The sequence below is a fragment of the Butyrivibrio sp. VCD2006 genome, from assembly GCF_000423925.1.
Lineage (GTDB): Bacteria > Bacillota > Clostridia > Lachnospirales > Lachnospiraceae > Butyrivibrio.
In genome coordinates, this window is the sequence record NZ_AUIX01000025.1 from 55,461 (window position 1) to 81,384 (window position 25,924).

General features: G+C 38.6%; 27 protein-coding genes. 25 read left to right on the plus strand and 2 right to left on the minus strand.

The window, feature by feature from the left end:
- Positions 1–5: 5 nt before the first annotated feature.
- From G586_RS0110930 to G586_RS0110970, 8 genes are all read left to right on the plus strand, one after another.
- Positions 6–203, plus strand: a complete 198-nt coding sequence (locus G586_RS0110930) for a hypothetical protein (RefSeq protein ID WP_026527795.1) — start codon at positions 6–8, stop codon at positions 201–203.
- Positions 204–594: 391 nt separating this feature from the next.
- Positions 595–1,245: a 3'-5' exonuclease gene (locus tag G586_RS0110940; protein ID WP_026527797.1), complete on the plus strand. Its 651-nt coding sequence runs from the start codon at positions 595–597 to the stop codon at positions 1,243–1,245.
- A gap of 19 nt (positions 1,246–1,264) precedes the next feature.
- Positions 1,265–1,936 carry an SIMPL domain-containing protein gene (locus G586_RS0110945; RefSeq protein WP_242832003.1) on the plus strand — a complete coding sequence of 224 codons (672 nt, stop codon included), beginning with the start codon at positions 1,265–1,267 and terminating at the stop codon, positions 1,934–1,936.
- 22 nt (positions 1,937–1,958) lie between these two features.
- On the plus strand, positions 1,959–2,153 hold the full coding sequence (locus G586_RS0110950; protein WP_022763328.1) for a hypothetical protein: 195 nt from the start codon (positions 1,959–1,961) through the stop codon (positions 2,151–2,153).
- Positions 2,154–2,274: 121 nt separating this feature from the next.
- The gene (locus G586_RS0110955) at positions 2,275–2,781 is read left to right on the plus strand and encodes a hypothetical protein (RefSeq protein ID WP_022763329.1); all 507 of its coding nucleotides are present in this window, start codon (positions 2,275–2,277) and stop codon (positions 2,779–2,781) included.
- A gap of 17 nt (positions 2,782–2,798) precedes the next feature.
- Complete coding sequence (locus G586_RS0110960) at positions 2,799–3,077, plus strand: hypothetical protein (RefSeq protein WP_026527799.1); 279 nt, start codon at positions 2,799–2,801, stop codon at positions 3,075–3,077.
- A 500-nt stretch (positions 3,078–3,577) separates the two neighbouring features.
- Complete coding sequence (locus G586_RS26100; RefSeq protein WP_155829783.1) at positions 3,578–3,739, plus strand: hypothetical protein; 162 nt, start codon at positions 3,578–3,580, stop codon at positions 3,737–3,739.
- 123 nt (positions 3,740–3,862) lie between these two features.
- Complete coding sequence (locus G586_RS0110970) at positions 3,863–4,423, plus strand: NUDIX hydrolase (protein ID WP_026527800.1); 561 nt, start codon at positions 3,863–3,865, stop codon at positions 4,421–4,423.
- Here the strand turns inward: G586_RS0110970 and G586_RS0110975 are convergent.
- A complete protein-coding gene (locus G586_RS0110975) occupies positions 4,414–4,608 on the minus strand; it encodes a (2Fe-2S)-binding protein (RefSeq protein WP_026527801.1) in 195 nt (64 codons plus the stop codon). The two genes, G586_RS0110970 and G586_RS0110975, sit on opposite strands and share 10 nt — an antisense overlap.
- A gap of 240 nt (positions 4,609–4,848) precedes the next feature.
- Between G586_RS0110975 and G586_RS0110985 the strand changes: the two genes are divergently transcribed.
- The 10 genes from G586_RS0110985 to G586_RS24935 all read left to right on the plus strand — a co-directional run bounded on the left by G586_RS0110985 (position 4,849) and on the right by G586_RS24935 (position 13,365).
- Positions 4,849–5,394, plus strand: coding sequence for an SF0329 family protein (locus G586_RS0110985; RefSeq protein WP_026527802.1), 546 nt, complete (start codon positions 4,849–4,851; stop codon positions 5,392–5,394).
- A 354-nt stretch (positions 5,395–5,748) separates the two neighbouring features.
- The gene (locus G586_RS0110990; protein ID WP_026527803.1) at positions 5,749–6,000 is read left to right on the plus strand and encodes a PF20097 family protein; all 252 of its coding nucleotides are present in this window, start codon (positions 5,749–5,751) and stop codon (positions 5,998–6,000) included.
- Positions 6,001–6,073: 73 nt separating this feature from the next.
- Positions 6,074–6,217, plus strand: coding sequence for a hypothetical protein (locus G586_RS26110; protein ID WP_155834111.1), 144 nt, complete (start codon positions 6,074–6,076; stop codon positions 6,215–6,217).
- Positions 6,218–6,548: 331 nt separating this feature from the next.
- Complete coding sequence (locus G586_RS0111005; RefSeq protein WP_026527804.1) at positions 6,549–6,812, plus strand: zinc ribbon domain-containing protein; 264 nt, start codon at positions 6,549–6,551, stop codon at positions 6,810–6,812.
- A gap of 15 nt (positions 6,813–6,827) precedes the next feature.
- On the plus strand, positions 6,828–7,145 hold the full coding sequence (locus G586_RS0111010) for a hypothetical protein (protein ID WP_026527805.1): 318 nt from the start codon (positions 6,828–6,830) through the stop codon (positions 7,143–7,145).
- A 320-nt stretch (positions 7,146–7,465) separates the two neighbouring features.
- Complete coding sequence (locus tag G586_RS26115) at positions 7,466–7,570, plus strand: DUF5131 family protein (RefSeq protein WP_330363270.1); 105 nt, start codon at positions 7,466–7,468, stop codon at positions 7,568–7,570.
- A 62-nt stretch (positions 7,571–7,632) separates the two neighbouring features.
- Entirely contained in the window at positions 7,633–8,841 is a 1,209-nt protein-coding gene (locus tag G586_RS0111015) for a hypothetical protein (RefSeq protein WP_026527806.1), read from the plus strand.
- On the plus strand, positions 8,819–9,325 hold the full coding sequence (locus G586_RS0111020; RefSeq protein WP_026527807.1) for a hypothetical protein: 507 nt from the start codon (positions 8,819–8,821) through the stop codon (positions 9,323–9,325). Before G586_RS0111015 ends, G586_RS0111020 begins: the two co-directional genes overlap by 23 nt.
- Positions 9,318–9,764 (plus strand): hypothetical protein, encoded by a 447-nt coding sequence (locus G586_RS0111025; RefSeq protein ID WP_026527808.1) that lies wholly within the window; start codon positions 9,318–9,320, stop codon positions 9,762–9,764. The genes G586_RS0111020 and G586_RS0111025 overlap by 8 nt, the downstream gene beginning before the upstream one ends.
- A gap of 31 nt (positions 9,765–9,795) precedes the next feature.
- The gene (locus tag G586_RS24935) at positions 9,796–13,365 is read left to right on the plus strand and encodes a DEAD/DEAH box helicase (protein ID WP_051204732.1); all 3,570 of its coding nucleotides are present in this window, start codon (positions 9,796–9,798) and stop codon (positions 13,363–13,365) included.
- Positions 13,366–13,527: 162 nt separating this feature from the next.
- Here G586_RS24935 and ftsZ read toward each other — a convergent pair whose 3' ends face one another.
- On the minus strand, positions 13,528–14,736 hold the full coding sequence (gene ftsZ, locus G586_RS0111035; RefSeq protein ID WP_026527809.1) for a cell division protein FtsZ: 1,209 nt from the start codon (positions 14,734–14,736) through the stop codon (positions 13,528–13,530).
- A 172-nt stretch (positions 14,737–14,908) separates the two neighbouring features.
- Here ftsZ and G586_RS24940 point away from each other — a divergent pair, with 172 nt between their 5' ends.
- The 7 genes from G586_RS24940 (at position 14,909) to G586_RS27300 (ending at position 25,922) form a co-directional block, all read left to right on the plus strand.
- Positions 14,909–15,352 carry a helix-turn-helix domain-containing protein gene (locus G586_RS24940; RefSeq protein WP_022761977.1) on the plus strand — a complete coding sequence of 148 codons (444 nt, stop codon included), beginning with the start codon at positions 14,909–14,911 and terminating at the stop codon, positions 15,350–15,352.
- Positions 15,330–15,755: an ImmA/IrrE family metallo-endopeptidase gene (locus G586_RS0111045; protein ID WP_026527810.1), complete on the plus strand. Its 426-nt coding sequence runs from the start codon at positions 15,330–15,332 to the stop codon at positions 15,753–15,755. The genes G586_RS24940 and G586_RS0111045 overlap by 23 nt, the downstream gene beginning before the upstream one ends.
- 70 nt (positions 15,756–15,825) lie before the next feature.
- Positions 15,826–18,444 (plus strand): PD-(D/E)XK nuclease family protein, encoded by a 2,619-nt coding sequence (locus G586_RS0111050; protein ID WP_026527811.1) that lies wholly within the window; start codon positions 15,826–15,828, stop codon positions 18,442–18,444.
- Positions 18,445–21,852 carry a UvrD-helicase domain-containing protein gene (locus tag G586_RS0111055; protein WP_026527812.1) on the plus strand — a complete coding sequence of 1,136 codons (3,408 nt, stop codon included), beginning with the start codon at positions 18,445–18,447 and terminating at the stop codon, positions 21,850–21,852.
- 217 nt (positions 21,853–22,069) lie between these two features.
- Positions 22,070–23,074: a hypothetical protein gene (locus tag G586_RS0111060; RefSeq protein WP_026527813.1), complete on the plus strand. Its 1,005-nt coding sequence runs from the start codon at positions 22,070–22,072 to the stop codon at positions 23,072–23,074.
- A 43-nt stretch (positions 23,075–23,117) separates the two neighbouring features.
- Positions 23,118–23,612 carry a hypothetical protein gene (locus G586_RS0111065; RefSeq protein ID WP_026527814.1) on the plus strand — a complete coding sequence of 165 codons (495 nt, stop codon included), beginning with the start codon at positions 23,118–23,120 and terminating at the stop codon, positions 23,610–23,612.
- A gap of 15 nt (positions 23,613–23,627) precedes the next feature.
- Entirely contained in the window at positions 23,628–25,922 is a 2,295-nt protein-coding gene (locus G586_RS27300; protein ID WP_051204733.1) for an AAA family ATPase, read from the plus strand.
- Positions 25,923–25,924 lie beyond the last annotated feature (2 nt).

Here is a 25,924-nt window from a genome sequence, read left to right on the forward strand (position 1 = left end):
TATATATGGGATTATTCGGATTTTTTTCAAGTGATGATGAACATGATGTAAGGTTAACAGACCATGAAATAGAAAAACTCACAAAGAATATGTCGCGTTCTGAAAAGAAAGAATTCTACCGTAGGCAGGAAGAACTTGAGCGTGATAGGGAAGATAGAGAAGCGTGGCATTGGGCTATGGGAGATTGGGATGAAGATGTTTAGGAGGGAGTCATAATGTTTGGTTTTTATATCGTGTTTTTGAATTCTGATTTACTATACTATTTTAATATATTCATGGAGAATCTTTTTGCAATGGCAGGGATGCGCTGGGAATTCTTCCTTAGTCTATTAGAAACATATATGGAATTTTCACTCTTGGTCCATATTGTTAAATTCAGAATTGAGATGCGAAAGGAAAAACCAAAGATACCTTTCATTCAGACTGATATTTAGTTGGCTACCCTCGCGATTAGTCCAGTTGCGATTGAGAAACAAACAGGAATTCGACTATACAGGTATAGTTATAGGACAGCATATTAAGTAAACTGTAGTCAGTAGCAGCAATGATAATGATGCATAAGAAAATCTACTGGAGTGTTAAGAGGAAATATATATGAAATATGCAGTTATAGATCTTGAAATGTGTATGGTTCCTAAGGCTTATAGGAAAATAGGCTATAACTATCGTCAGGAAACCATTCAGATTGGCGCAGTCCTTCTTGATGAGGATTATGAGATTATCGATGAGTTCAATACGTATGTTAAGCCTGAATTTGGTTACATAGATAGCTTTATCGAGAATTTGACTGGTATTTCTCAGAGAGATGTTGAGAATGCTCCTTGTTTTGAAGATGCTTTGGAATCCTTTTTGGATTGGCTGCCGGCAGATGATGTCAGATGTGTATCCTGGAGCAATTCTGATCCCAAGCAGATTATCCGTGAAACATTTGAAAAGGGTATCGAGGATGATCGCCTTGAGATTATCTTTGCAAACTGGATTGATTGTCAGAAGACCTTCGGACGGAAGATGGATAGAAGAATGGCATATAGCCTTGAGGAGGCACTTTTCATATCTAACATAGCACCTGACGGAAGAGCACATGATGGTCTGGTGGATGCTGCCAATACAGCAGTTCTTTTTACAAAGCTAGAGACAGATCCTGATTACAGGCTCAATGAGCTGTATGAGACTGCTAGAAAAGAAGATGTTGATCATCTTAGTTTCTGTATGGGAGATTTGTTTGCAGGATTAGCGTTGGCATAATAGTAGGAGGGACAGAATTATGGCAATCGAGAGAACAATACGTATCACCGGTAAAGGAAATCTTAAAGTAAGGCCTGATATGACCAGAATTACTATTACTCTGGAAGGCGTGAAAAAGGAATATTCCAGTACGTTGAAGCAGTCATCGGAGGATACAGAAGAATTAAAAAAAATACTGAAGAAGCATGATTTTTCAAGTGAAGATGTTAAGACTCTTTCTTTTAATGTTGAGGTTGAGAATGAGAGTTATCATGACAAAAATGGCGATTGGAAAAGTAGATTCGTCGGATATAGATTCAGGCATGTTCTTAAGGTTGAGTTTGAGTCTGATAATGACAGGCTCGGAAAGATTTTATATTCCCTTGCGAATGCATTGATAATACGTCCTGAGTTCAGAATCAGTTTCTTTGTGAAGGATGAGACAGCTGCTAAGAACGAACTGCTTGGTAAAGCTGTTAAGGATTCAAGGGATAAAGCTGAAATACTGACCGCAGCTGCAGGAGTAAAGCTTGGAGATATACAGACTATTGATTATTCCTGGGGGCAGATCAATATGGAAATCGCTCCTATGCACATGGATATGCTCTGTTGTGAAACTGCAAAATGCAGTACTGATGGCTATGATATGGATATTGAGCCAGATGATATCGATATAACTGATACAGTTACGGTTGTATGGGGAATATGCTAAAGATTGATGAGGGGAGTGCAGAATGGAATATATTGATTTTGTATTAAGAAGTTTTATAGGAAGTCATTCTGATATTATTGTGTTTTGGATTGGATATATTGAACTGACAGCCTTTTTATCGGTGCTATTGCATATAGTGCTTTTCAAGAACGAGCTTAAGAAGGATTATCCGGATATTCCTTATAATCAGGATACGGGATGGCTTCATGGAGAGTAACATGATATAGAAATAAAGGCATGTATTTTGCTTAAGTGGATATGTAACTGGCAACCCAAAAGGATTATCTTGTATATAGAGATACCACACCGTTTTCAGAGAAGTTATGGAGGGCGGGATCATGAAGAAGACTATAATTACTCTTGTGACAGCATTCGCTGTAGCGATTACCATATTTGCAAGTATACCGATGAGTGTAGGTGCATATAACAGCCAGTGTGTTAAATCTGGATGCACCAGAAAAAGAAGCACCGGAAGCATATATTGTTATGTCCATAAGTCATCTACGAGTTCTTCAAGCAGTACCAAGTCTTATACAAGTACTTCCGTAGGCCATTGCGCTAAGTCTGGATGTACTAGGAAGAGAAGTACCGGCAGCATTTACTGTTATGAGCATAAGCCTACAACAACATCAAGCAGCTCTTCATACAGCAGCAAGAAGAGCACTTCAAAGAAGTCATATTCAAGCTCCAAGAAGAAATATGATTCCTATGATGTTTACGATTATAAATCCGCTCAGGATTTTGCTGATGATAAATATGAAGAATTCTACGACTATGAAGATGACTACGATGATGAAGATGAAGCTTATGATGCAGCTGAAGATTATTGGAATGATCATCACTGATTAGAAAGGAGCTGGCTATGAAGGGACCTTTTGATGATATGTTTGGAAATACTCCATTTGATCTGAATAATGACGGGCATATAGATGCCGGTGAATGGGCTTTTATAAATGATACAGTTTTCAAATCGGATGATGACTCATCCGATTTTGATGATGAGAAAGATGAACTCGAGGACGAGCTTGAAATGGCTGGCCTTTCCAGGGATAATCTGGAGATGATGGATCCGGATGAGAGACGTGAAGCCCTCGAGGATGCAGGTTTTGATGCTGACGATTTTGATGATTTTGATTTTTAAGCTATATACAAATAGTTGTTTTTGTTTGTCATAATGCATATCAGAATGAAATGATCCATCCTCTGGGTAGTAGGGTATGTAGCCACATGGCATTTAGTCTGGTAGGGGATTTTGTGAGATCAGCCGGGCTGTACTCCTTATAAAATAAAATGGCGCCAATAATCCTCAGAAAATGGGATTACTGGCGCTTTGTTGCGTTTTCTAGTGTCACTCCCTCAATCGAATGGGCCTCAATCGTAGGGCGTTCGAGGACCCTCGAGGACGTTCGAAAATTAGCCTGATAAAAATTATAAAATTCCAACTAAATTGATATGGGGATATTGCTGAGTGATGTATAACATAATTACATACAGCTACAGAGAGGACACGCAATGAATAGATAATAAAACCAACGAAAATTGTGTTTTAAAAAGTCAGGAAGTAATATTATAAGCTCAGAAAGAAAAAAGAAACAGCCAAACGGCTAACATATACCACAACTAAGAAAGGGTGTAAATACTATGAGATTTAACGATGTTCAGGATACAAGAAAAGCAGAAGTTAAGAGAGAGCAGAGAAACGAAGCATTTCGTAAAATGTATGATGATTGCCTTGAGAAGCTTTCAGCATTCTACAATAAAGAGAAAATGACAGTTGCATTCGGAGCTACTTTCACACTGTGATTCTTCAAAATTAATAAATGTATAAAGGAAATAATCCCTGGAGTAGTAGATCGATTTTGGTCAATGCTCTGGGGATTTTTACGTTATAATATTGATACATTATGAAGCGAGGGGGATATTTTCTTGGAAGAGATTTTTGATGTAACAGATGATAATGGCTTTCCTGTGGGCAGGACAGTCACAAGATCAGAAGCGCATGATAAGGGGATTTCTCATAGAACTGCTCATACATGGATAGTCCGTAAAGCTGGTGATTCATACCAGGTATTACTGCAAAAGAGAAGCGCAAACAAGGAATCGTTTCCATCGATGTATGATACTTCTTCAGCCGGTCACATCCAGGCAGGTGATGATCCGCTGGAATCAGCGCAGAGAGAACTGTTCGAAGAGCTGGGAATAAAAGCTCATGAGGGTGACTTTACTTTTGCCGGTAAGTTCCATATCAAGTATGAGATGGAATTTCATGGAAAGATGTTTAGAGACAATGAGGTAGCTTTTGTATATGTCTATGAAAAGCCAGTGGATGAGACGAAGCTTGTCCTCCAGACCGAGGAAGTTGAAGGAGTTAAGTGGTTCGATATAGATGAAGTGCTTGAAGGCTGCAAACATCGTGACGGAACGTTCTGTGTTCCGATGGAAGGGCTTGAGACTGTTATGAAATATCTGGGATATGATCATGCGTAATCTTCGGGAAACATAATGATATCGCGGGTCATTGTAGTGATGAAGTCACGGCATTTTCCGCAGCCGGTACCACATCCAGTTACTTCCTGGACTTTTTCATATGTATCTGCACCGTTTTTGACAGCATCGAGGATTTTGCCATAATTAACGTTTTTGCAGGAGCATGCGATTTTATCTCTTTTCATATCAGATATTCCTCCAAAGATTGATTGTGACAGTATAGATATCGGCAGTTGTTTGAAGGGATATTACGTGTATTATCAAAAAAGGTAGGGTTTATTGTTGCAAATAAGAGAATTAACAGAGGCTGAGCGAGCGGCCTACGATGAAATGACTAAGAATGCAAAACAGCTCACGATCTTCGGGACGGAAGAGGAGTTGGATGCAAAGGACTATATATTTGACAGAGAAGAAGGAGATGAGTGATGCCACAGTCTTGGAGCAGTATAAGGAAAAAACTTGAGCAGGATCTTTTATGTGAGACCTTAAAAAACAGAGTTCAATATTTCAGGACAAATTATCATGGAGCACCGGATGATTATGGAAGATTTGCTGTAAGAATAGATGGGAAGGAAGTTTTTCAGGCAAATCCATATAATGAAATGGCAATATTCAGGTATGGAGCTGAAGTTAAAAGGGAGCAGAATATTCCTGGACGGGAGTGGACTGATGATGGGGAAATAATCAATCAGGAGGTAAATCTTGCTGCAGAAGAAAAGGGTAGGATCAGAGCAGCAGAAGATGGTATCGTTGACTCTTGTTTAGTTCCCTATTCCATAAAAAAGTATCTTAATCAGGATATAAAGGATAGCATTGCCGATGAGGATCCGGTTATAAGGATGCTGGCGATTTTTGATAGGAGAGTTGGAAAAAGGACTCTAAGGGATATTTCTAAGACAGTGCAGGAACAGCCTGAATGGTTGCAGGAGTTTTACAGATTGAGACTTGATGCTGAAGGGATAGCATATTGATATGTCAGAGTAAAAATAGGGAACGTCAGAATCCTCTGTGATTAGTAATCAAAGCAGAAGATCCTGGCGATTTTATTTTGAAGGGGTTCTGCCGGGCGTTAACTACCCGGCAGTATTATGTTATGAAAAAAGTATTCTATAAAAGATTTTCCAAAAGGCTTTCGCCTCTCGATGTATATAATATATAATGCTCACCTTAAACTAACCTTAAGGATTACATGAAAAGAATGCCGTTCTTTTTTGCACTATTAGAAGAATAGATACTTAGTTTTTACCATAGCGGATATGCATTGCGTAATCAGGTTTTTGTATAATTATCATAACAACAGATAACAATGGTTTGGAGGAGATTGCATGAAATGTCCTAAATGCGGAAATGAGATGACAAAAGGAGAGATCAGTGTTAGTGCGAATACATCCAGGGGATGGCCGGTGCTTTTCTGGGCAACATCGGATGTTTTTAACCGTGTATTCCCACAGCTCCTGACTGCTAAAAAGGCTGCTTCAGAGGGTGGAGTGCAGATAAATTTGGGGAATGGATGGATGAAACCTCGAAATGCTGGATATATCTGCAAGGAATGTAAATGTGTTCTGATGGACTATTAAATATGAAAAGCTTGCAGACTTTATTGTTTCAGGTATAGTGAAAATTACAGTAATGTATTTGGAAGGAGGCAGCATGGATAATAAGGATAAAAGAAATGAAAGCGAAAACAGTAATAAGTCCGGTATTGAGTACGGAGCTATGGCATTATTGTCTGTGCTGGCTGTACCGGTGATATTGCTGGCAGGTTTTCTGCTTGATGATAAGAGAAAAAAGTGAAGATTTAAGTTTGATGCTGAGAATAAGTAAATAGTGTGTGGAAAGGTGCATAAATACCTAGCGCTCATTGCTTGATGTAAATTCGATCAGGCAGGGAGCGCTTTTTCACGTTCTGAGAGCGGAAATGCAGATGTGGAGCGACTGTTAACAGAGGGGATTATTGGACACATGAGGTGGTATTAATAAATTATAAGGAACTAATGGAATTGACTCTGGAGGCGTATATGTTTGTTAAACATCATTTATATTCGGGATTCGGTTCGGAATTGCTATTTGCGGCAGTGATAATAATCCTTGCGGGGATTATTGCTATGAGCTAAGGAGGTTCATTATGGCTAAATGTGCAAATTGTGGAAGAGAATTAAGTGGTAATGATAGTTTCTGCCCAGACTGTGGTTGGTCTGTGGGGCAAGGAAAAGGGGCAACCTCAATTGAAGAGCTTACAGAAACAATCAAGCTCTTGGCTTTTGAAAACAGAACTCAGAACGAGAAAATCATTCAATTGCTGGATAATCAGAACAAGATGATTGCTGAACTTGGGAAGATGATTGCCAGCATATCGCAGTATCAGATAGTAAGCACTATGTTCAAGTAATGAATGGAGAATGTGATGAGATTTGATTCTGCAGAGGATATGCTGACTACAATACAGCAGGGGAAAGATTTGTATAATCCACAGTTGGGATTATATGTGTTTCTTTATAGTGAAGCTGGATCAATAGCTGTTTATTATATTGGGACAGAGAGGGCGAATTTGCTTTCTGATGAGTGCAAAGCGGGAAATGTTAAGTACTGGTCAGAATTACTTGGTCCAGGTGGTGCTATATATGACGATCCAAGTTGTGAATTCTATGATTCAGATGGATGTATAAGTAATAGAGAGTGGTGCGAAGAGTACTTCAGTTTGGAAGGATGGAATCATAAATAAAAGCTGCATTTCTGCAGCTGAATTTTTGAGGGGTAGCTGCCAGATTGTCATGTTTCTGGCAGCTTGTGTTTTATGAAGAAAAGTGTTCTTATGAGGGGCGCCAAGAGGTTTTGTGTTCCTCTTGATGTTCTTATGATAACTAATCTTACTTAAGCCAAACTAAAATTTTGTGGGGGAAGCGTGAAGCTTTTGTGAAATCGTGATCTGCTTAAAATGGGTGTGGGAGCAGCCTGAAAGCGAGTATAATATTTCATAAGATAAGGTGAGAAACGATGTGATGGGAGCGTAAGTGCTCTTAATAAAAATGGGAGCGCATTTATATGGCAATTTGGAATCCATGGTATGGGTGCATAAAGATAAGTCCCAGATGCGCAAACTGCTATGTTTACAGAAGGGATGAGAGCATAGGCAAGCAATGGCTTTAATCATTGATTGAGTTAAGAAACATATAGACTAGGATACATGTATTGGAAGGGAGAATAATGAGATGGGAATATTAGATTTCTTATACAAGAAAGTAGAACCGGTAAGACCATCTGTACCTCAACCGTCTCCTGCGGGAAAGCAGGAAAGGCAGCCAACGAAACAAAATGGACCTAGGATGATAAAACCGAATAGAGAATGGCTCAAGGTTACTGATACTAAAAAAATAGAAAAGAACATAAAAGTGGAAGCTCATTCCCAAGAGTTTGAGATGAAGTTTTACTGTCCAATTCGAAATGCAAAAGTTTATTGCCATTCTGTCATTATAGATAAGCTTGGGGATCTAACAAAGTTTATAATCTTATCACTTTATGAAGGTCATACTGTTGAAGAGATAAATATGTTGACACAAATGGGAAATACAACAATTAAAGAAGAAATTGACTATTTAATCCATGGTGGACTTATTAATGACGATAGACAAACTCTTACGGAATTAGGTGAACAATATGGAATGCTTTTGGAGAAATTCTCAGAATTATCGGAAGGAATCAATATTGCTTTTAACGTATTTGCCGATAGATTTGAACCTATTGAAGATGATCTGTATGTAAGAAATCCAGATAATCATTACATTCTCAGAGGGAATTATATTCCAGCGTTAACTAGAAATGATAACTATGCGAATTCATTGGAAATAGCAAAGAACTGCATTGAAGCAGAGACACCCTTTTGTTCTGAGATTAAGAACAGTCTTTATGCTACAGTAAAGATTGATAGGGAGGAAACAAAATATAAGCCGGTTTATATTAAGGATTTTAAAGGAGGATATTCTTCAGAAAATGATTCATGCGTAAAGATAGCTATTTCATGCGATAAGGTAACATATAAACCTCAATACAGTTGGATTGACCCATATAGAGAGATTATTACGAAAATTTCCTGTATAGGTGATAAATATGAAGACCTTCTATCGGATAAGGGAAAACTACTCATAAAAACAGTAAATGAAGAAGACGAAGCTGACAAGATCACCACGATAGTTAACAATATTACTGGGCAAATTATCCGAACAAAAGATGATCTTGTACCACAGCCAAATGATCAATCGATATATGTTTTAGAAACTCGACCAGTAAAAGTTGGTGTTGATGAGACTGAGTGTAAGGGGATATATCTTAAAGAAATTAGTCGAGAGAATTTATTTCAGATTCGTTATTTTCCATATAACAGAATGGAGGTGTGTGGGGATGAGGCAAGAGGCGGCTTTTAATTTTATTCCGGAGCTGATTGGCGATTTTGTTCACACAATGGAGTTGTCTGAAAATCCTAAATTGCTATACCTAGAGGCAGCTATTCGAACATTACACATGGCAGCAGATGTTTATGAATCTGTTGAAGAGCATAATAATACAAAAAAGAAAGATGAAAAAAAACGAGCTTTACAAAAAGAGTATAGTGAGTTGGAAAAGAACAGAACTGAGCATTATGTTCAAGAGGCGGCTCGTAAAATTGATATTACATATGAGCGAGTAAAGATTAAAATACATGATGGAGATTTTAGAGATAAAGAAGTTCGAAAATTTATTAGTTGTCTTAGTGAGGAACTTCATAAGGCAAGAGACATATTCAATGATATACAGATAGACCCTGATTATCCTTATCGTGATGAGGTTGAAGAGGTAATACGAAAAACACTACGAGACTATAATAAGCTATTAACAGTTTTTATTGAGGAGGAAGATAACAATGGCTAATGAAGATAGAGAACAAAATGTGGTTGTCCAAGGGAAAGCAAATAAAATTTTAGCTTTATTAGATGCAGCGGTAAAAGACGTAAAAATACTTACAGACACTGTTGATAGTGTCAATAAAACTCTAGATCGTAGAAGAACAACAGATACAGATAATTCAGTAAAAGTTAGTAAGGCAGAGACTGATGCAAAGAAAGAGGATAATCGCCATGAAGAGGCAAAAGCCAATATTGAATTGGAATATAAGAAAATAGCAGAGGCAACTGCGAAAGGTGAACTTAAATGGGCTATGATTCAAAACATTGTTCAGATGCTAATGGATGAATCTAACAAAATAAATAACATGGAAGATGCTGTATTTTTAAGCGAGGAATCAAGGGCTAGTCGAGATGATTTGCACAAGACAATGCTGGAATTATCGAAGGAAATAATAAGAGCTTAATACCTTAATATTATGAAGGGAGAGTACGGCAATGAATCCAGTTTTAATTGCTGCCGGGATATATTTGTCTGCAAGAATCGTCAGCTTTATTGCTGGTGAGCTGACAGAATCCGAGCTGAATAAGCAAAAAGAAATCGATGATGAAATGGATAAAATCCGTTCGCATTATAAGGAGTCAGAAGCCGCTAGTACTAACGAAGCGATTAAAAACAATGAAATTATTATTGGTAAGAAAAGAGAGCTTTGTTTTTACCTGAGATCGCAAGCAGAAGCTCGAAAAGCTGAATTCACTATACTGCATGAAGAAATAAAGGAATCAAAGCGGAATGTTATTTCAGCGTTAAGAGCAAAGGATGTTGTTCAAACACCACTAAGACGAAGCAGTCTTGAATTATTACTTAGACAATTAAGTGAAGCTCAAGAAAAGTGCTATAGCTATATTCAATATCTTGACGTGTATAGCGATGAAGTTTGCCATGAGATTTACAGCAGTGGTGAACCAGAAGTTTTCTGCATGCAACTTCCTTCAAATTATCCTTATATTGGTAAGCTATTATGGATAGATATAGAACAAGTTACTGGAAATTCTGTAAAATATGACATTCCTAATTTATTTACTTTGTCGGTACGGATTACAGATATTGGTTTATATGAGCTTGTTGAAAAGAGTTTAGTGCCTATAATGATCACAGCTGGGCATCGAAAAGAATATAGCGCATCCTTAGAAAAAGGTGCCTTTAAAGCATATGAATTAGCAAATACTCATTTGGGACTATCTGCTACTGTTAAGGAAATTCAACGGCAATATATCATACTGACATATCAGAATAGGCTGGAATTACAGTTACCTAAAGAGAATTTAATTAATCCCAATCGTTTTCCTCCAATTCGGGCGACACTCACTGTCTATCCTGTTAAGTGGGAATATAATCTTGATTATTTTTCATATGGTAATGGTAGGACAGGTTATCCTGTTATAGTGAGCGAAAGAAAAGAAGATGCCGCTTCTTCCTTTTCATTCAGGTCTTTTCCGCTTTGTTTTTCTGAAGAAGATTTGCCTGTTTTTATGGATTATTATGAAAAGAACAATCTGCTGAGCTATGATGAAGAGTTTTTAATCGGACCAGTAGATTCTAATGATGCCGTTTTAAAGAAAGGTTCATTACTTAAGCTACAATTTGGAGATATACCATTATTTTATTTAGAGGTTGATGAATATGAGGATCGTTCAGACATTTTGAGGTATTACTTCCGTTTTCATGGGTTATGTAAGAGTGGAGAAAAAACGTTCTCGGCAGATGATATTTTTTTACCTTTTGATGTGGGATTTACGCCATATTTTGCTGGGACATCTATTGAAATGATCCAGCATTACATGGATATCGATGATATTGATGATGTCGCAGCTTTAATATGGGATTTATTTGAAGAATTTCGAATTCAGAACCAAATTAGAAAAGATAGAGAAGGAATGGGATACTTCTTTAAATGGGAGAATATCACAAACCAGCTAATCTCTGTATTGGAGCAAGGGGACAGTATACAAGTTGATGTCAAAAGGGTGGATACAGAGAAACGAAATATGGTATTCGTGGATGTGATAAACACAAAGGAATTGGAAAAATTTATACATCAGTTTACTCAGAAGGCTGATTCATTGCTTAAACGCGAGTGGAGACCGCAATTTTTTGTAAAAGACGATGGTGATAATAGGTATGATACAACTGTCATTGATTCAGGGCGAAGACTTAGAATTGTTGGAAAAAATGTGGCAGATATATTTAGCGAAGATTTAAATAGTATAGAGTTGTATGCATCCAATCGACCGTATGCAGAATATCAGCAGAAAGCAGCATTACGACAATTTAGAATTGGTCAAGTCATAAATCCTATGATTCAAGCTGCGTGTCTCAATAGTGCTTCTATTATTAGTAATTTTGATAATAGTCAAGAACTTGTTCCCTTTCATAATAAGCAACTTGTTGGAAATCTATCTCAAAAAAAATCTGTTGAGCAGGCATTTAAAGAAAAAAATATATTTCTAATTCAGGGGCCACCTGGTACTGGTAAAACAACAGTTATAAGAGAATTGGTTGAACAGATATTTGATACAAATGACAGTGCAAGGATTTTAATAGTATCACAAGCGAATGTCGCGGTAGATAATGCATTATCTGAATTGATAAAAAAATATGATGAGCAGACAGTTCGATGCGGTAATGGTAACAAAATAAGCGAGAAATTTCAAAGACTTCGATTACAGAAAAGGTGCCAGGAATACTTGGAGGATTTGGAGCAGAGAGAAAAGGAATTCGATAAAGGATTCTTTGAAGATTGGAAGAGTACTATCGTTACGAGTGAGTCCAATGATTACAGCCCTGCTTTATGTGAGCTTATTATTAGGAAACATCGACTGATAGGTGCAACTTGTGTTGGGCTAGCTAGACGTAATATTGGGCTTGAAAGGACAGAGTTTGATCTTGTTGTTATAGATGAAGCGGGAAAAGCGCTTCCTGCGGAATTGTTGATTCCTTTGGTCAGGGCAAAGAAGACAGTTATTATTGGAGATCAAAAGCAATTGCCGCCAGTAATTAATCCTATCCTTTATGATGAGGAAAAGATAGATCTCGAGGAACGAGCTATTTCTGAGAATGATCTGTTCTGTCATAGTTTTTTTGAAAGACTATATAATAATGCGCCTGCCTCAAATAAAGTAATGCTTGATACGCAATACCGCATGCCTGCAGTGATTGGGACTGCGATTAGTACTCTGTTTTATGAAGGGAAACTTAAGAATGGTATAGGTACTGAAGAAAAGAAACCTGTGTTGTTTGAAGGGAATCTTACATTTATCAACTTTGATGATGTTGAAAAGTATACTGAAAAAAAGAATAAAACTAATAAGCAGATTACAAATTCTGTAGAAGCTCAGGCAGCAGTATCATTGGTGATAAGTGTTCGGAAGAAAAATCCGTCATGTAAAATCGCAGTAATAACACCATATAAGGGGCAAAAAAGACTGATTAGTAATACATTTGTAAAAGCCGGAATTCATTACCAGATTGATGATATTTATGTAGATACGGTGGATTCTTTTCAAGGTAGTGAAGCGGATGTTGTTGTGTTCTGCACTACTAGAGCAGTGCAGCCAACTCTATTTTTTAAGGATACTAAGAGATTGAATGTGGCATTGTCTAGAGCAAAGAGGGAACTAATAATCCTTGGACGGATGAAGTACTTTTATAGGTACAGCAAAAATGAAAGTTGTTTACCGGCAATGGCTGATTATATTAAGAAAAATGGAACTGTTATTAAGGCAGACAAATGTGATTTGATACATAACAGCATAAGCAAACCGAAGACTAAAGAGTTATTCCTCTCCGTGGATGATATTTCTCTTCCGACTGCGTATTACACGGGAGAAATGGACGAAAAAGCTATTCAAGATAAAATTGATGAATACTATAAAAATGGAGACTTTATCAAACCGCTTATAGTAAAAAGAACATCCAGAGGATTTATTCTTGAAGAGAATTTTGAACAATTTCGTGCTGCGCTGGATCTTGATATTGTTGAATGTCTTTGCCGGGTGGTGTCCTAGTTGAAAATGTTAGATGCACAATGGTTATGGTTAAAAAAATAAATGCAAACAGGTGGATTTAAAATACGTCACTGTTTGCGACTCCGATTATAAAAAAGTAGCCACTATGGGTTGGCTACTTTTTATGTTCAAAAAAATGTACATTAGTTATGTTATTCTTTTTCACAAAGAATTCCTATTTTTTAAAAACGGAGGAATTTCAAGCGTTAATGGACGGACTTGTGATCTGATTTCCCTTTGAGGCTGTGGTTGGACATCTGCAGCAGTATTAACTCTTTTAAGAATATCCAGATTCGCTTCTGTTTCAGAAACTGCTTTTTGAGTTGCTGGCTTCGGAGTTAGAAGTGGTTCTGCCTTAGGCGGCTGAGGAATTGCCTTTTCCGGTTGCGGTATAGGCTGTTTTGGTACAACAGGGGATTTCACCTGCTTCATGCCGGTTGCAATAAGTGTTACTACAACTTCAGATGAAGAGGAATCGCTACCAACAGTGCCCCAGAAGATATTTACATTTTCACCGGCCTGATCACGGATATAAGCAACGGCTTTATTCAGCGCGACAATATCAATTTTTCCGCTTGTGTTCAGAAGAATATTGGAAGCGCCGGTAATGTTTGTTTCCAAAAGCGGTGAGCACATAGCTTTTTCCACAGCATCTATTATAGTTTCTTCTTCGTTGGCGATACCAATACCGAAGAGACCATAACCTTTATCTTTCAAGGTGGACTTCAGATCGTTGAAATCAAGGTTAATGGTGCCATGGTTGAAAATGATGTTGGTCATTCCTTCGATTGTATATTTAAGTACAGAATCAGCAAGGGTAAATGCTTCGTCCATATAGAATGGCTTATCAGTAATGGTGAGTAATTTGTCGTTAGGGATTACAAGCAGTGTATCAACATTCTGTTCAAGCTTTTTTAGTCCGGTCTGAGCGGCTAAGACTCTGGGCTGACTTTCAAAAGAGAAGGGCATTGTAACAACCGCAACTGTGAGGATATTAAGACTTTTGCATATCTGAGCTACAACAGGGATGGCTCCGGTGCCGGTTCCGCCACCCATTCCGCAGGTAAGGATTACCATATTTGCATCCTGGACCAGATTGGAAATCTCTTCTTCGCTTTCTTTTGCAGAGGATTCACCAATAACGGGATCCCCGCCAGCGCCATAACCCTGCGTGAGTTTTGAACCAAGCTGCAGACGTTTATTAGCAGGGCACCTGTCGAGTGTCATGGAATCAGTATTGAGTGCGGCATATTCAACATATTCAGATGCATCGGATACCATACGTGTCACAGCGTTATTTCCGCCTCCTCCGATACCGATTACCATTACCTTGGGCATATTTTCTTTGCCTTTTGCTTTTACTTCTAACATACTTTTACCTCCGATATTTGCATCTGTGCAAGAATGCTGAAAATAATATTTGCATTTATGCAAGTAATTCTATGAATCACAATATAGCGTTTATGCAAATAGATGTCAATACAAAATTTGCATTTATGCAAGTAGAGGTGTAATATATGTTACATAGGCGAGGTATACGAATATGCAAATTGGAGAAAGACTAAAAAAGAGAAGAAAAGAACTGGGAATCTCTGCAGAGAGTATAGCAGAACAGCTGGGTGTATCTTATACAACTGTATACAGATATGAGGCATCCAGTATTACAAAGATTCCGGTTGAGACATTTGATAAATTATGTAAGATACTGGGAGTCACTCCTGCGGAACTAATGGGGAATTCCGAAGAAGTGCCTGAAGAGGATGACGAGCTTTCAAAGCTGCCAAACCACTTTGAGAATCCCCAGGAGGCAATAGAATTTATTTTAAAAACTCCAACTTTGGCCGCTTTTGGAGGATATGACCCTGATCAGATGGATGAGGATACTATTGTCGAGTTTGCCAATGAGTTACTTGGACATCTTAAGGTTATGAGTCACAGATATCAGAAAAAGGGGGCATCGGGGGATGAGAAAAGAAGAAATAGTTGAGTTTGCTACAGGACTGAAGAGGACGTATCACACTTCGGACCCGTATGAACTTGCTAAGATTTTTGGGATAAGGGTAGAAGAAAATATTCCATGCATGAAGTGGTTCAAGGCACAGGCTGTTAAGTTTAAAGGGTATGCTCCATACATTGTAATAAACAGAGATTATGACGAGCGCTCCAGGAGAATAATGTGCGCTCACGAGCTGGGACATATCTTTTTACATGATGATACACTGAACAATTTTGCTAATGTCGGTGGCAAGATCAACATGGAAGCAGAGTATGAGGCGAATCTTTTCGTGCTTGCTCTATTTGAAGATCAGGAAAACCTGAACATGAACATGGCAGATATTCCGTCGTATCTGGTACATTCAATTATCGAAAAGAGCGTGGAACGAAAATAAAGTGAATGCTAAGAGCTGGTTTATTACCGGCTCTTTTTGCTAGGAATTACTTATTCGAAGGGGAGAATAAATGAGAGAGAAGATAATTATAGCACCGGGTGTAAATAGCAATGAGCTTTTAAACAGTCTTGCTATGCATGGTCAGAATACGATAAACATGCGTATTTGTAATTCCGGAGAACTGGCAAGGATGGCTTATATGCGATCTGGTATACATATTACAGAGGATTTTATGGATTCTGCAGAGGAAGAGGCAGTAATAGCAAAGGCAGTTGAGGGAGAAAAATATTTTGGGAATGCCACATATTCTGACATTCAGGAGATAACCAGGGCTGTAAGAAGGATGCGCTTTCTTGTGGCAGATGATAATGAGGAGAAGGCTCTGGAAGATACTCTTAACAAGGGAATATTTCAGGATAAAAACAAGGCGCTTTTCAGTGTTTATAAAAAGTATGTGGAGATATTAGCATCGGAGAAAGCTATTGATGCAGTGGCACTAGTGCGTAAGGCTATCACTGAGTGTGGCAATATTTCTGCTGACTTTTATATTTTAGAGGAATATCCTCTAAGTCCTCTTGAGAAGAAGCTAGTTGAGAAACTTTCCGGTGGAAAATATAAGTCGATCAGTATCTGTGAGCTGTACGGAACAACAGGAGAAACAACAAAGATCTCGGGTTATAAGAATTGTTATGGTGCACCAAATGAAGTAGAGAGTGTGCTCGAACACATTTATAAGGAAAAGAAGGCTGATCAGTGTACTGTAGCTGTGACGGATCCGGCTACTTATGGACAGCTTTTTTATGACTATGCGCTGCTATATGACTTGCCGATTACCTTTGGAACAGGGATTCCGATTATAAACTCCAATCCGGCACGCCTGCTCTCACTATACTATGCATGGACTACATCCGGATTCTTCGGAGCGGATGCAGTTAACGCTATGCTTAGTAATGGTGCTTTTGACAAGAACAAACTCTATGACCAATTCCCGGAGAGGGATGAGGATTTCAGATGGAGCGTTTTTTACGAGGTGCTCGGAGGCATACGATTTACTACGGATGAGCAGACGAATAAGCAAAGGCTCCAGGAATTCAAGAAGGCAGTTGAGGAAGAGCTGGCAAATCTTGGTGAGAGTGAGGGTAAGAATTATAAGTCTGTTTATCAGAGATATCTTTGTATTCCTTGCCTTGAGGTAATGGCTAAGGAACTTGCACTTCCCACAGAAGCATTTATCTCTAAGTATTCCTATATTAGAAAAGGTGCAGACACTAACAGGGATAGGCTTGTCATGAATCTTGATATCGCTGCAAAGAGCAGTATTTATGAAGATTTGAAAGTGATCAGGGAATCAGGAATTGTACAGGATACAGACAGCATCATATTGAATATTCTAAAGAGTAACGTATGCATACAGAGAAGCGAGCCTGGTAAGATTCATGTAACTTCAATTGATGGGGCAATTACATGTATCAGGGATAACCTTTTTATCATGGGGCTATCAGCTTCAAAATATCCGGGATCACCCAAAGAGAATTATCTCCTTTTGGATGAGGACCTGAAACTTTTCGGAAATGGTGCAGAGTATCTTACATCTGATGCAAAGATTCTGAGGAAAAGGGAACAGCTTCTGAAGCTGGCAAAACTGGCTACATCCCTTGGGGCAGATATTTACGCATCATATGCAGGACTTAATGTATCTGAACTGAAAAAGGACAATGCGTCTTCCATGATATTCGAGTTGTTCAGAGAGGCAAATGGCAAGACTGCAACGGCGAAGGATCTGGATAACAGCATTGAAAAAGTGGATTATTTCAAGCCTTCAATATCATTAACAAGGCTTATTGGTGATGCATACAACCAGGGCAAAGTTATCAAAAATGATATGACAGATAGTATTGATGAAGACAATATGGGATGGAATCTCGATAAAGAATATTCTCCGACTGCGCTGGATTCATTCTTTGGTTGTCCGAGAAAATTCTGGCTTAGTTATATCCTGGGAATACCTGAGCCGGAAGAGAAGGATCCTTTTGAGATTATATCTGCTAGTGCAAGTGGAACAATGGCACACGAGCTCATGGAAGAGACAGGTGGAACGGATATCGGAGAAGATGATTTCTTGAAAATGTCAGGTGAGTATTTTGACAGATACATAAAGGAGAATCCCCCGCTTATTGGAGAAAACGTGGAGGCTGCCAAAGAGCAGTTTATGGAGATGATGGAAACAGCTTATGAGATGGATCCTCACAGGGAGATTGCGCTCAAGGAGGAAGATATCCATTTTGCTCATGAAAGTGGAGTGAAGCTGAGAGGATTTCCTGATCGTGTTGAGAAGCTTGATGATGGAACATACTTAATAGTTGATTTCAAGACAGCCAGGTCGGTCTCTCATGTTGAAGATGATATAGATACATGCCTGCAGATAGTTATATATGCATATCTTATGGAACAGAAAGGATACAAAGTATCCGGGGGAGAGTACCGTTATCTGAGGCTCGGAGATACTGTCAGATGTAAGTATGATGATGAGATGAAAAATAAACTTTCAGAGAAACTGAACACATTTAAGGAAGCTATGCTTAGTGGTGAATTCCCTATACCGGTAATAGATAAAGAAAACAATCCATGCAAGTACTGCAAGTATGGTTCTATATGCGGAAAACAGAAAGAGGAAGGAGTGGAGATCTAAATGAGTAATATGAATAATGCACTCGAAAAGGATACAGAATCTCGCAATAAGATCATATCCGAGATAAACACTAACTTCTTTGTTGAAGCAGGAGCGGGTTCCGGTAAGACTACAATGCTCGTCAGCAGAATGGTTGCAATGGTCGAGGCAGGGATCGATATAAGTAAGATCTGTGCCATTACTTTCACCAAGGCAGCAGCCGGTGAGTTTTATGAAAGGTTCCAGAAGCTCCTTATAGAGAGGAGTAATCCCGACTATAAATGGGAGGATAAAGGTTACGCAGGGCAGTTACCTGAGCCCACTGAAGAAACAAGGAAGCTCTGCGAAACTGCCTTGCAGAATATAGATTTATGTTTCATGGGTACGATTGATTCTTTCTGTAGCATGATTTTGTCTGAGCATCCTTCAGAAGCTGGGATTCCTTCTGACTCGCAGATAGTATCGGATACAGATGTGGATACAATTTTTAAACAGGAGTATGTCAAAATCTGTGATGGAGAGTATGGAAAAGATCTGGCAGATGCAGCGAGAGCTTTCAGGGCAATGCATTATGGACCGGAAGCTGTATTTGTTCGCGGCATGTCACTATTTATGAATAACAGAAATGTTCATTTCAATTATGATGAAATGAAGTCGCTGGATATAGATAAGGAGTTTTCACAGGAAAGAGAGAGTCTAATAGCAGCATTAAAATGTCTTATTGAGCATCCGGAATTAAAATATGATGCTGAAAAAGGCAGTGTCGAAGCATGGGAAAAGATAGGGGATATCTATAAGAAGATAAAAGGTCGTTGGAGTAACAATTTTACCGGGGCGATATCCGGAATGAAGCAGCTCAAAAAACTCCGAGTTCTTCCTGTGGGACTTGAAAAGTATGGAGCTTCGCTTGGGGGGATGCTGGAGCCTGGAGGGAAGCAGGGAAAGTGGCTTGACTTCGTAGTAACTAAAGAAGATGGATTGTTTACCCGACTGCAGAAGAGTCGTTATGATATTTCCATGTCTTTTCTTAATATGTGCATACCGATAATTGAGGCAGCAATGCTTGAAAAGGGCAATCTTACCTTTTTTGATTATCTATATTATCTGAGAAATATGCTGAGAAAGGATGCAGGTAATGAGGGAAAGCTGATTGACTATATATACAACAGGCATAGTTATTTCCTTATTGATGAATTTCAGGATACCAATCCCATGCAGGCTGAAGTGTTCTTTTATCTGGCTGCAGAAAAGCCTGTGGAAAATTGGAGGGATTGCGTTCCAAAGCCAGGATCGTTGTTTATTGTTGGTGATCCAAAACAGTCTATCTATCGTTTTAGAAGTGCGGATGTGGCTTCATTTCTAAATGTGAAGAAGCTGTTCGAAAAGAATAAGGGAACAATTGCATATCTGACGAGGAATTTCAGATCGACGCTTCCTGTGTGTGGATATTTCAATCGAGTATTTGGCGAGATGCTTTCTGAGGAAACAGAGAACCAGAGTAAGTATGAAGAAATACCGCTGGCAGATGTGCCAAACGAGGACGTGTTCCAGGGTATTTATACATATAAGGCTTATACAGGAAAAGAACTTGGGGAATTTGCAAATGAAGCAGACCCAATTAAGATTGCTGATATTATAGAAAGGCTGGTAGGAAGAGAGGATTACAAACTAAAGAGTAGCAGTGACAAGGAGCCAAGACCTATAAAGTATAGTGATTTTATGGTCATAACTGCTAAGAAAGATAATCTGGCTCCAATAATGGCTGAACTTGATACCAGAGGAATCCCTGCAAAGGTTGAAGGTAATGTTCCGTTTGAAGAGAATGAGGCTCTCCAGGCAATGCATAGACTTTATGCGGCTATTGCAGATCCTGGGGATAAGATTGCTCTTTATGGTGCCCTAAATGGAAAGATATTAGGATTAACCAAAGCCGAAATTACAGCATTTAAGGCAGAGGGCGGTTATATATCTACGGGAGAAATCGATAAGGACAGTTTCAGTGACGTTGCCAGAAAAGTGGCTGATAAATTATCCCAAATAGGAGAATTACAGAAAGAGGCCACAAGACTGTCACCGGCGGCGCTTTTTGTAAGGATAATGGATGAGTTTAGAATATACAATAATGTGGAAGCTGAGAATATCGAAGTTATCTATTACACGCTGGAACTTATTAGAAACGCTGAAAAGGCAGGATTAGTCATTACGCTTGAGGACGGCGCAAAATATCTGTCTAAAATTGCCTTGGGAGAATCCGAAGAAGAAAGATGCCTTAGTTTAAATGAAAGACTTGACTGTGTTCACATGGCTAACCTTCATAAGGTAAAAGGTTTGGAGGCTCCTATTGTTATATTGGCAGCAGCATCCTCGCGAGCTGGTAATGCTTCCATGCGGGTTGTTCATAAAGATACAGGAGCGGAAGGATACCTATTCGCTCTTGGAGGCGAAAAGAATGAAGACGGAACCAGCTATTCGCTTTTTGAGACAAGTGACTTTAAGGATGAAAAAGATGCTGAGAAGGAAGCGCTTGCGGCAGAAACGCAACGTCTTATATATGTGGCTGCTACCAGAGCAAGAAATTCACTTATCATATGCAATAGTGTTGGTTTGAGAAGTGGCAAGGAAGTATCCAACTGTAAATGGAAGCCGATTATTGAGGGAAGCACACCAGATATATTTGAGACGATCAATAAGGCATCTAAAAAGGAAAAAGAAAAGGTAGAGCAGGTTTCTGCTGATAAGCTTTATGATCAGGCACAGAGTGAATGCGCACTTAATGATAGAGATTCCGAGACTATGACTTATTCGGTGGAATCACCAAGTAAACTTGTCCTGAAATCAAAGCTGTCTGATATTGATGCAGCTGATGTTAATAATATGGTGCCTTCAGATAATAGCGAGGGAGCAGGTGATAAGGTTAAGCAGTCTGTAAATGATAAAGTTCCTGCAGCACTACTAGGAACGATGGCACATAAATTCATGGAAATGCTGGTCTCATCTAAAAATCAGATGGATGTGTCAGAGGCTATATCTGAGATCATTAAGGAATACAGAACTCATGAAAATGAGCGCTATGAAAAGACTATCGCGGATAGGCTTGGCAAAATGGCGGCAGATATCCAGAATGGTGGTTATGAGCAGACAAATGGTGCACCGGAGGATATTCTTGGTACGCTTCTATCTGCTGATGAGGTTTATTGTGAGGTTCCGTTCTGTTACAAGGATGATACTGATGGGACGACCATCTGGAACGGTGTCATCGATGCACTCTATTGTAAGGATGGAAACTGGCATATTGTAGATTACAAGACCAATGCAGATGGTAATGAGCTGGATGAGAAGTACAGCGCTCAGCTGAATGCTTATGTAAAGGCGTTTAAGGAGATTACTGGTGAGGATGCTGATGCGTTGACGTATCATTTGGGCGTGTAAAAATAGCATAAGATTTATTTTAGAGGCGGTGTGCATTATTTTGCACATCGCCTTTGCTAAAGTTGTGATATATGGCTGATTTTATGAAGATATTAGTTTCTAAAACTATTATTAAATAGATTCGGATTACAACAAATAGAGATTCATAAGTTATAAAATATAATACATGGAATAATAAAATTTTAATTAGACATTGAAAGGGATGTGGATTTTAGCAATGGAAAAACTGAGCCGAGAGGACTTAGAAGAAAACATAGCAATAATAAAGATAAATAAATCATTCTACGATGGAATGCCGGATCTTAATCTGTATGATGTCACACGCGGTTGCTGGAAAAGAAAACTTGAGAGTGTAAGTAAGGCTGAGTATGTATTGTCAGTGGCATTGGGTGAGGTTAAGGAAGTATATAAAGTCATTAAATGGGTACCTGCTTCTGAATTAAACAGAGAGACTATACCTTACGATGAGGAGAGGTATAAGAACAGAATTGGATTCCATGGAAAGATAGCAGATGCAGCAATTCGTGATAAATATATAGGCAAATCTGTCGCCGATTTATTCAAGTTTGGTGAGGCGGATCCAGTAAAAGTTTTTCTGAAAGAGGCAGCAGTTGTTTCATTGCCGGATGACATCAATACTGCTGTGAAACCCGTAATGGTTATACAAACAGAGGAAAAGCCTCTTGTAGTTTGTCCACGCTGTGAAGAAACGTTTCTCATGGCCAAGAGATGCCCTGAGTGTGGACAGTTAATGTTGTATAAAGAAAAGTGGAATAAGCCAAAGCTCGCGAATCTTGAGGAGTGGGAGATGGCGGCTAATCTTATCGGTGCTACATCACGAGAAGCTGCTGACTTTGTGAGAAAAGTATGCAAGAATGAGGGTTTTTCATATCATATCGGAGCAGTGGATTTATCGATTGATATAGTAGATTCTGCTAATAAAATGCTAATGAAAACGTTCATGCTATTTGGCAATGGAGATGGTTTTGCCTTTCAACCATCATCCATTGAACAATATGCAGAAAAGAATGGATTAAATAAGGATGGCATATCAGCCTTTTTGGAAGATATGAAACCGTTCTTAAGGCCTAATCAAAAGAATCAACCGTATGAGCGGTATAACGGCTATTACTATATCAACTATGAAAAGATAATAACTAATGGCAATGATATGGAACAGATTCTTATTAGACTTAGGGATGCCTTAACTGAGGTCAAGTGACACGGATAATAGTGATGATTAAAACAGGAAAGGATGTACTATTATGGATTTACAGAATGACGAACTTGCTACAAGAATACTTGAAGTTGCAAAGAAATTTGATGAAACTGCGCATTCAAAACCATGGAAAAATCCTAAAAAGCAGAGAGCTGTAGCAGATCTTCACTATGGAGAAAAGTCGCCAGGTAAGGCGTACAGATCTGAGATTAGGTGCGCCAAGAAGAATATTTACTGGTATATAGGAGTGCATACATCCCTGTACAGAAAATATAGAACATTAATCGAAAAGTATGAGGACAAAGAGTGGTATGAAAAGTGGGGAGAAGAAGAAACAAGAATGGTCTTTGATGAGGAGGAGAAATTCTTTGAGTTTTCGGATGCATGCTTCGGGAAAACTGTAGATAATAGCGATATTAATACGCCATTACCGCCAAAAGGGATGTCAGCTGACGGATTTGTTGTAATATGTCCAAGATGTGAAACTAAATTCAAAAGAGCTGATAGATGCCCGGATTGTGGGCAGTTAATTAAGTATTAGGAGGGATAATCCTACATGAATAAAGATCAGATACTTGAGGAATTGAAACAGAGCAAAGAAATGATTCCGGATGAGCATGATGGCAGCTACGAGCTGATGAGAGAAATTGTATCATCATATGCCAAAATGGATTCTTTGGATGATTGCGGAGTCACAGATTTAAATGCAGTTTATGCCATGGCCATTGGAACATGGAAAATGAATGTTGAAAAAAAGAAGGAATATGTTGAAAAAAGCAGTCTGCCCGATGATGAGATAAGTCGATTGGCGGCTGTCTTGGATAAAGTCTGGGATAATGCCTGCCAAAGGAAGTATGAAAATCGTGAGAACGAAAATAAACCATCGGTTGGAATGTTTGGAACAGGCTTTTATTCATTTGCGAGGGATGTTAGCGATGAGGATGCGCAGGCTTTTATAGAAATGCTTGTGAATATATTAGATGTTAAAGATGATGATGAGATGTTTGACATTGCAGCGACGGTGTTAGATAAACCGTTTAAAGGTATGCAGGCAGCGTCTGCTTCGGTTATGCTTCACTGTCTGAAGCCAATGACATTTCCAATAATAAACAGCAATGCTGGACATGGAACTATATATAGCGCATTGGGAATTGAACTGGATAAGCCCAAAGAGAATACGACATATATAAGTAATTGCAGAAAGATTAAAGAGTTTAGGGACAGTAATCTTCCGTTTAAGAATTATAGGATACTTGACAGAAAAGCCTGGGAAATAGAGGGTGACGAGGAAATATCGGAGAAAGAAGAACAGATGGGCAATAAGAAGTTTGAGCATAACATAATTCTATATGGACCGCCTGGAACAGGTAAGACATACAATACTATGGCTTATGCGGTAGCAATTATTGAAGGAAAATCGCTTGATGAAGTCAAGGATGAGGCAGACAAGGATTATTCTGCAGTAAAGACGAGGTATGAAGAATATAAGAAGGCGGATCAGATTGCATTTACAACTTTCCATCAATCATATGGTTATGAAGAGTTTATTGAGGGTATAAAACCAAACGTTACGGATGAAGAGGGTGATAATGCGATTGAGTTTGTTAAAGAGCCTGGTATATTTAAAGCTTTTTGTGAGAAGGCATTAATGCCTAGCATTGAAGAAGAGGAAGATTATGGCTTGAATAAGTCGCCAGCTGTCTGGAAGGTATCTCTTGGCCATACATATGATAATCCTACAAGAACAGAATGTATGGAGAATGATCATATAAGAATTGGCTGGGATGACTATGGGGAAGAGCTCCCGGAAAGAGACGATAATTATAGTGGTAAAGCTGTGCTTAACTCCTTTTACAATAAAATGCGTATTGGAGATATTGTCTTATCATGCTATACAGCATCAACCATAGATGCAATTGGTGTAATTACTGGCGAATGTGAGTGGCATCCAGAATATGATGTACACAAAAGATTACGAAAGGTGAGATGGCTTGTTAAGGGATTAAATGAAGACATTGTTGATCTTAATAATGGGACAACTATGACGTTGTCTACGGTTTATAAAATGAAGATACCCGCAAGTTCTGTTCTTGAGCTGGTGAATAAAAATAGCAATACAGTTGCTGAAGGGGTGGACGAGAAGTCTCATAAGAAAAAGTTTGTATTCATAATTGATGAAATAAACAGGGGGAATATTTCAAAAATATTTGGAGAGTTGATAACTCTGATTGAGACTACAAAAAGAAAAGGAGCTGAGGAAGAGGCATCAGCTATTTTGCCTTATACTCAGGAAAAATTTAGTGTTCCAGAAAATGTATATATTTTAGGAACCATGAATACTGCTGACAGATCGATAGCTCTTATGGATACGGCGCTTCGTAGGAGATTTGCATTTGAAGAAATGATGCCAGAGCCGAACGTTCTTAGGAAAATTAGTGCGAATATAGTCAGCGAAGGTGATGAGACCCTAGATGTTGCAAAAATGCTTGAAATCATTAATCGACGTATAGAGTACTTATATGACAGAGAACACACTATAGGACATGCTTTTTTTACATGTCTTAAAGATGAACCGACTATAGATAAGCTGGCATCTGTTTTTGAAAAATCAGTCATTCCGTTGCTTCAGGAGTACTTCTATGAAGATTACGGAAAAATTCAATTAGTACTTGGAGATAATGGGAAAACAGGCGAAAACAAACAGTTCCAATTTATTAGGGACGATAAGATTAACGTCACAGATGTTTTTAGCGGGAACCCTGAAGTGGATATTCCTGAAAATAAATATTCGATTCAAAAGAGTGCGTTTAGAAGAATTGAGAGTTATAAGCTTATCGGAAAAGGACTTTAATA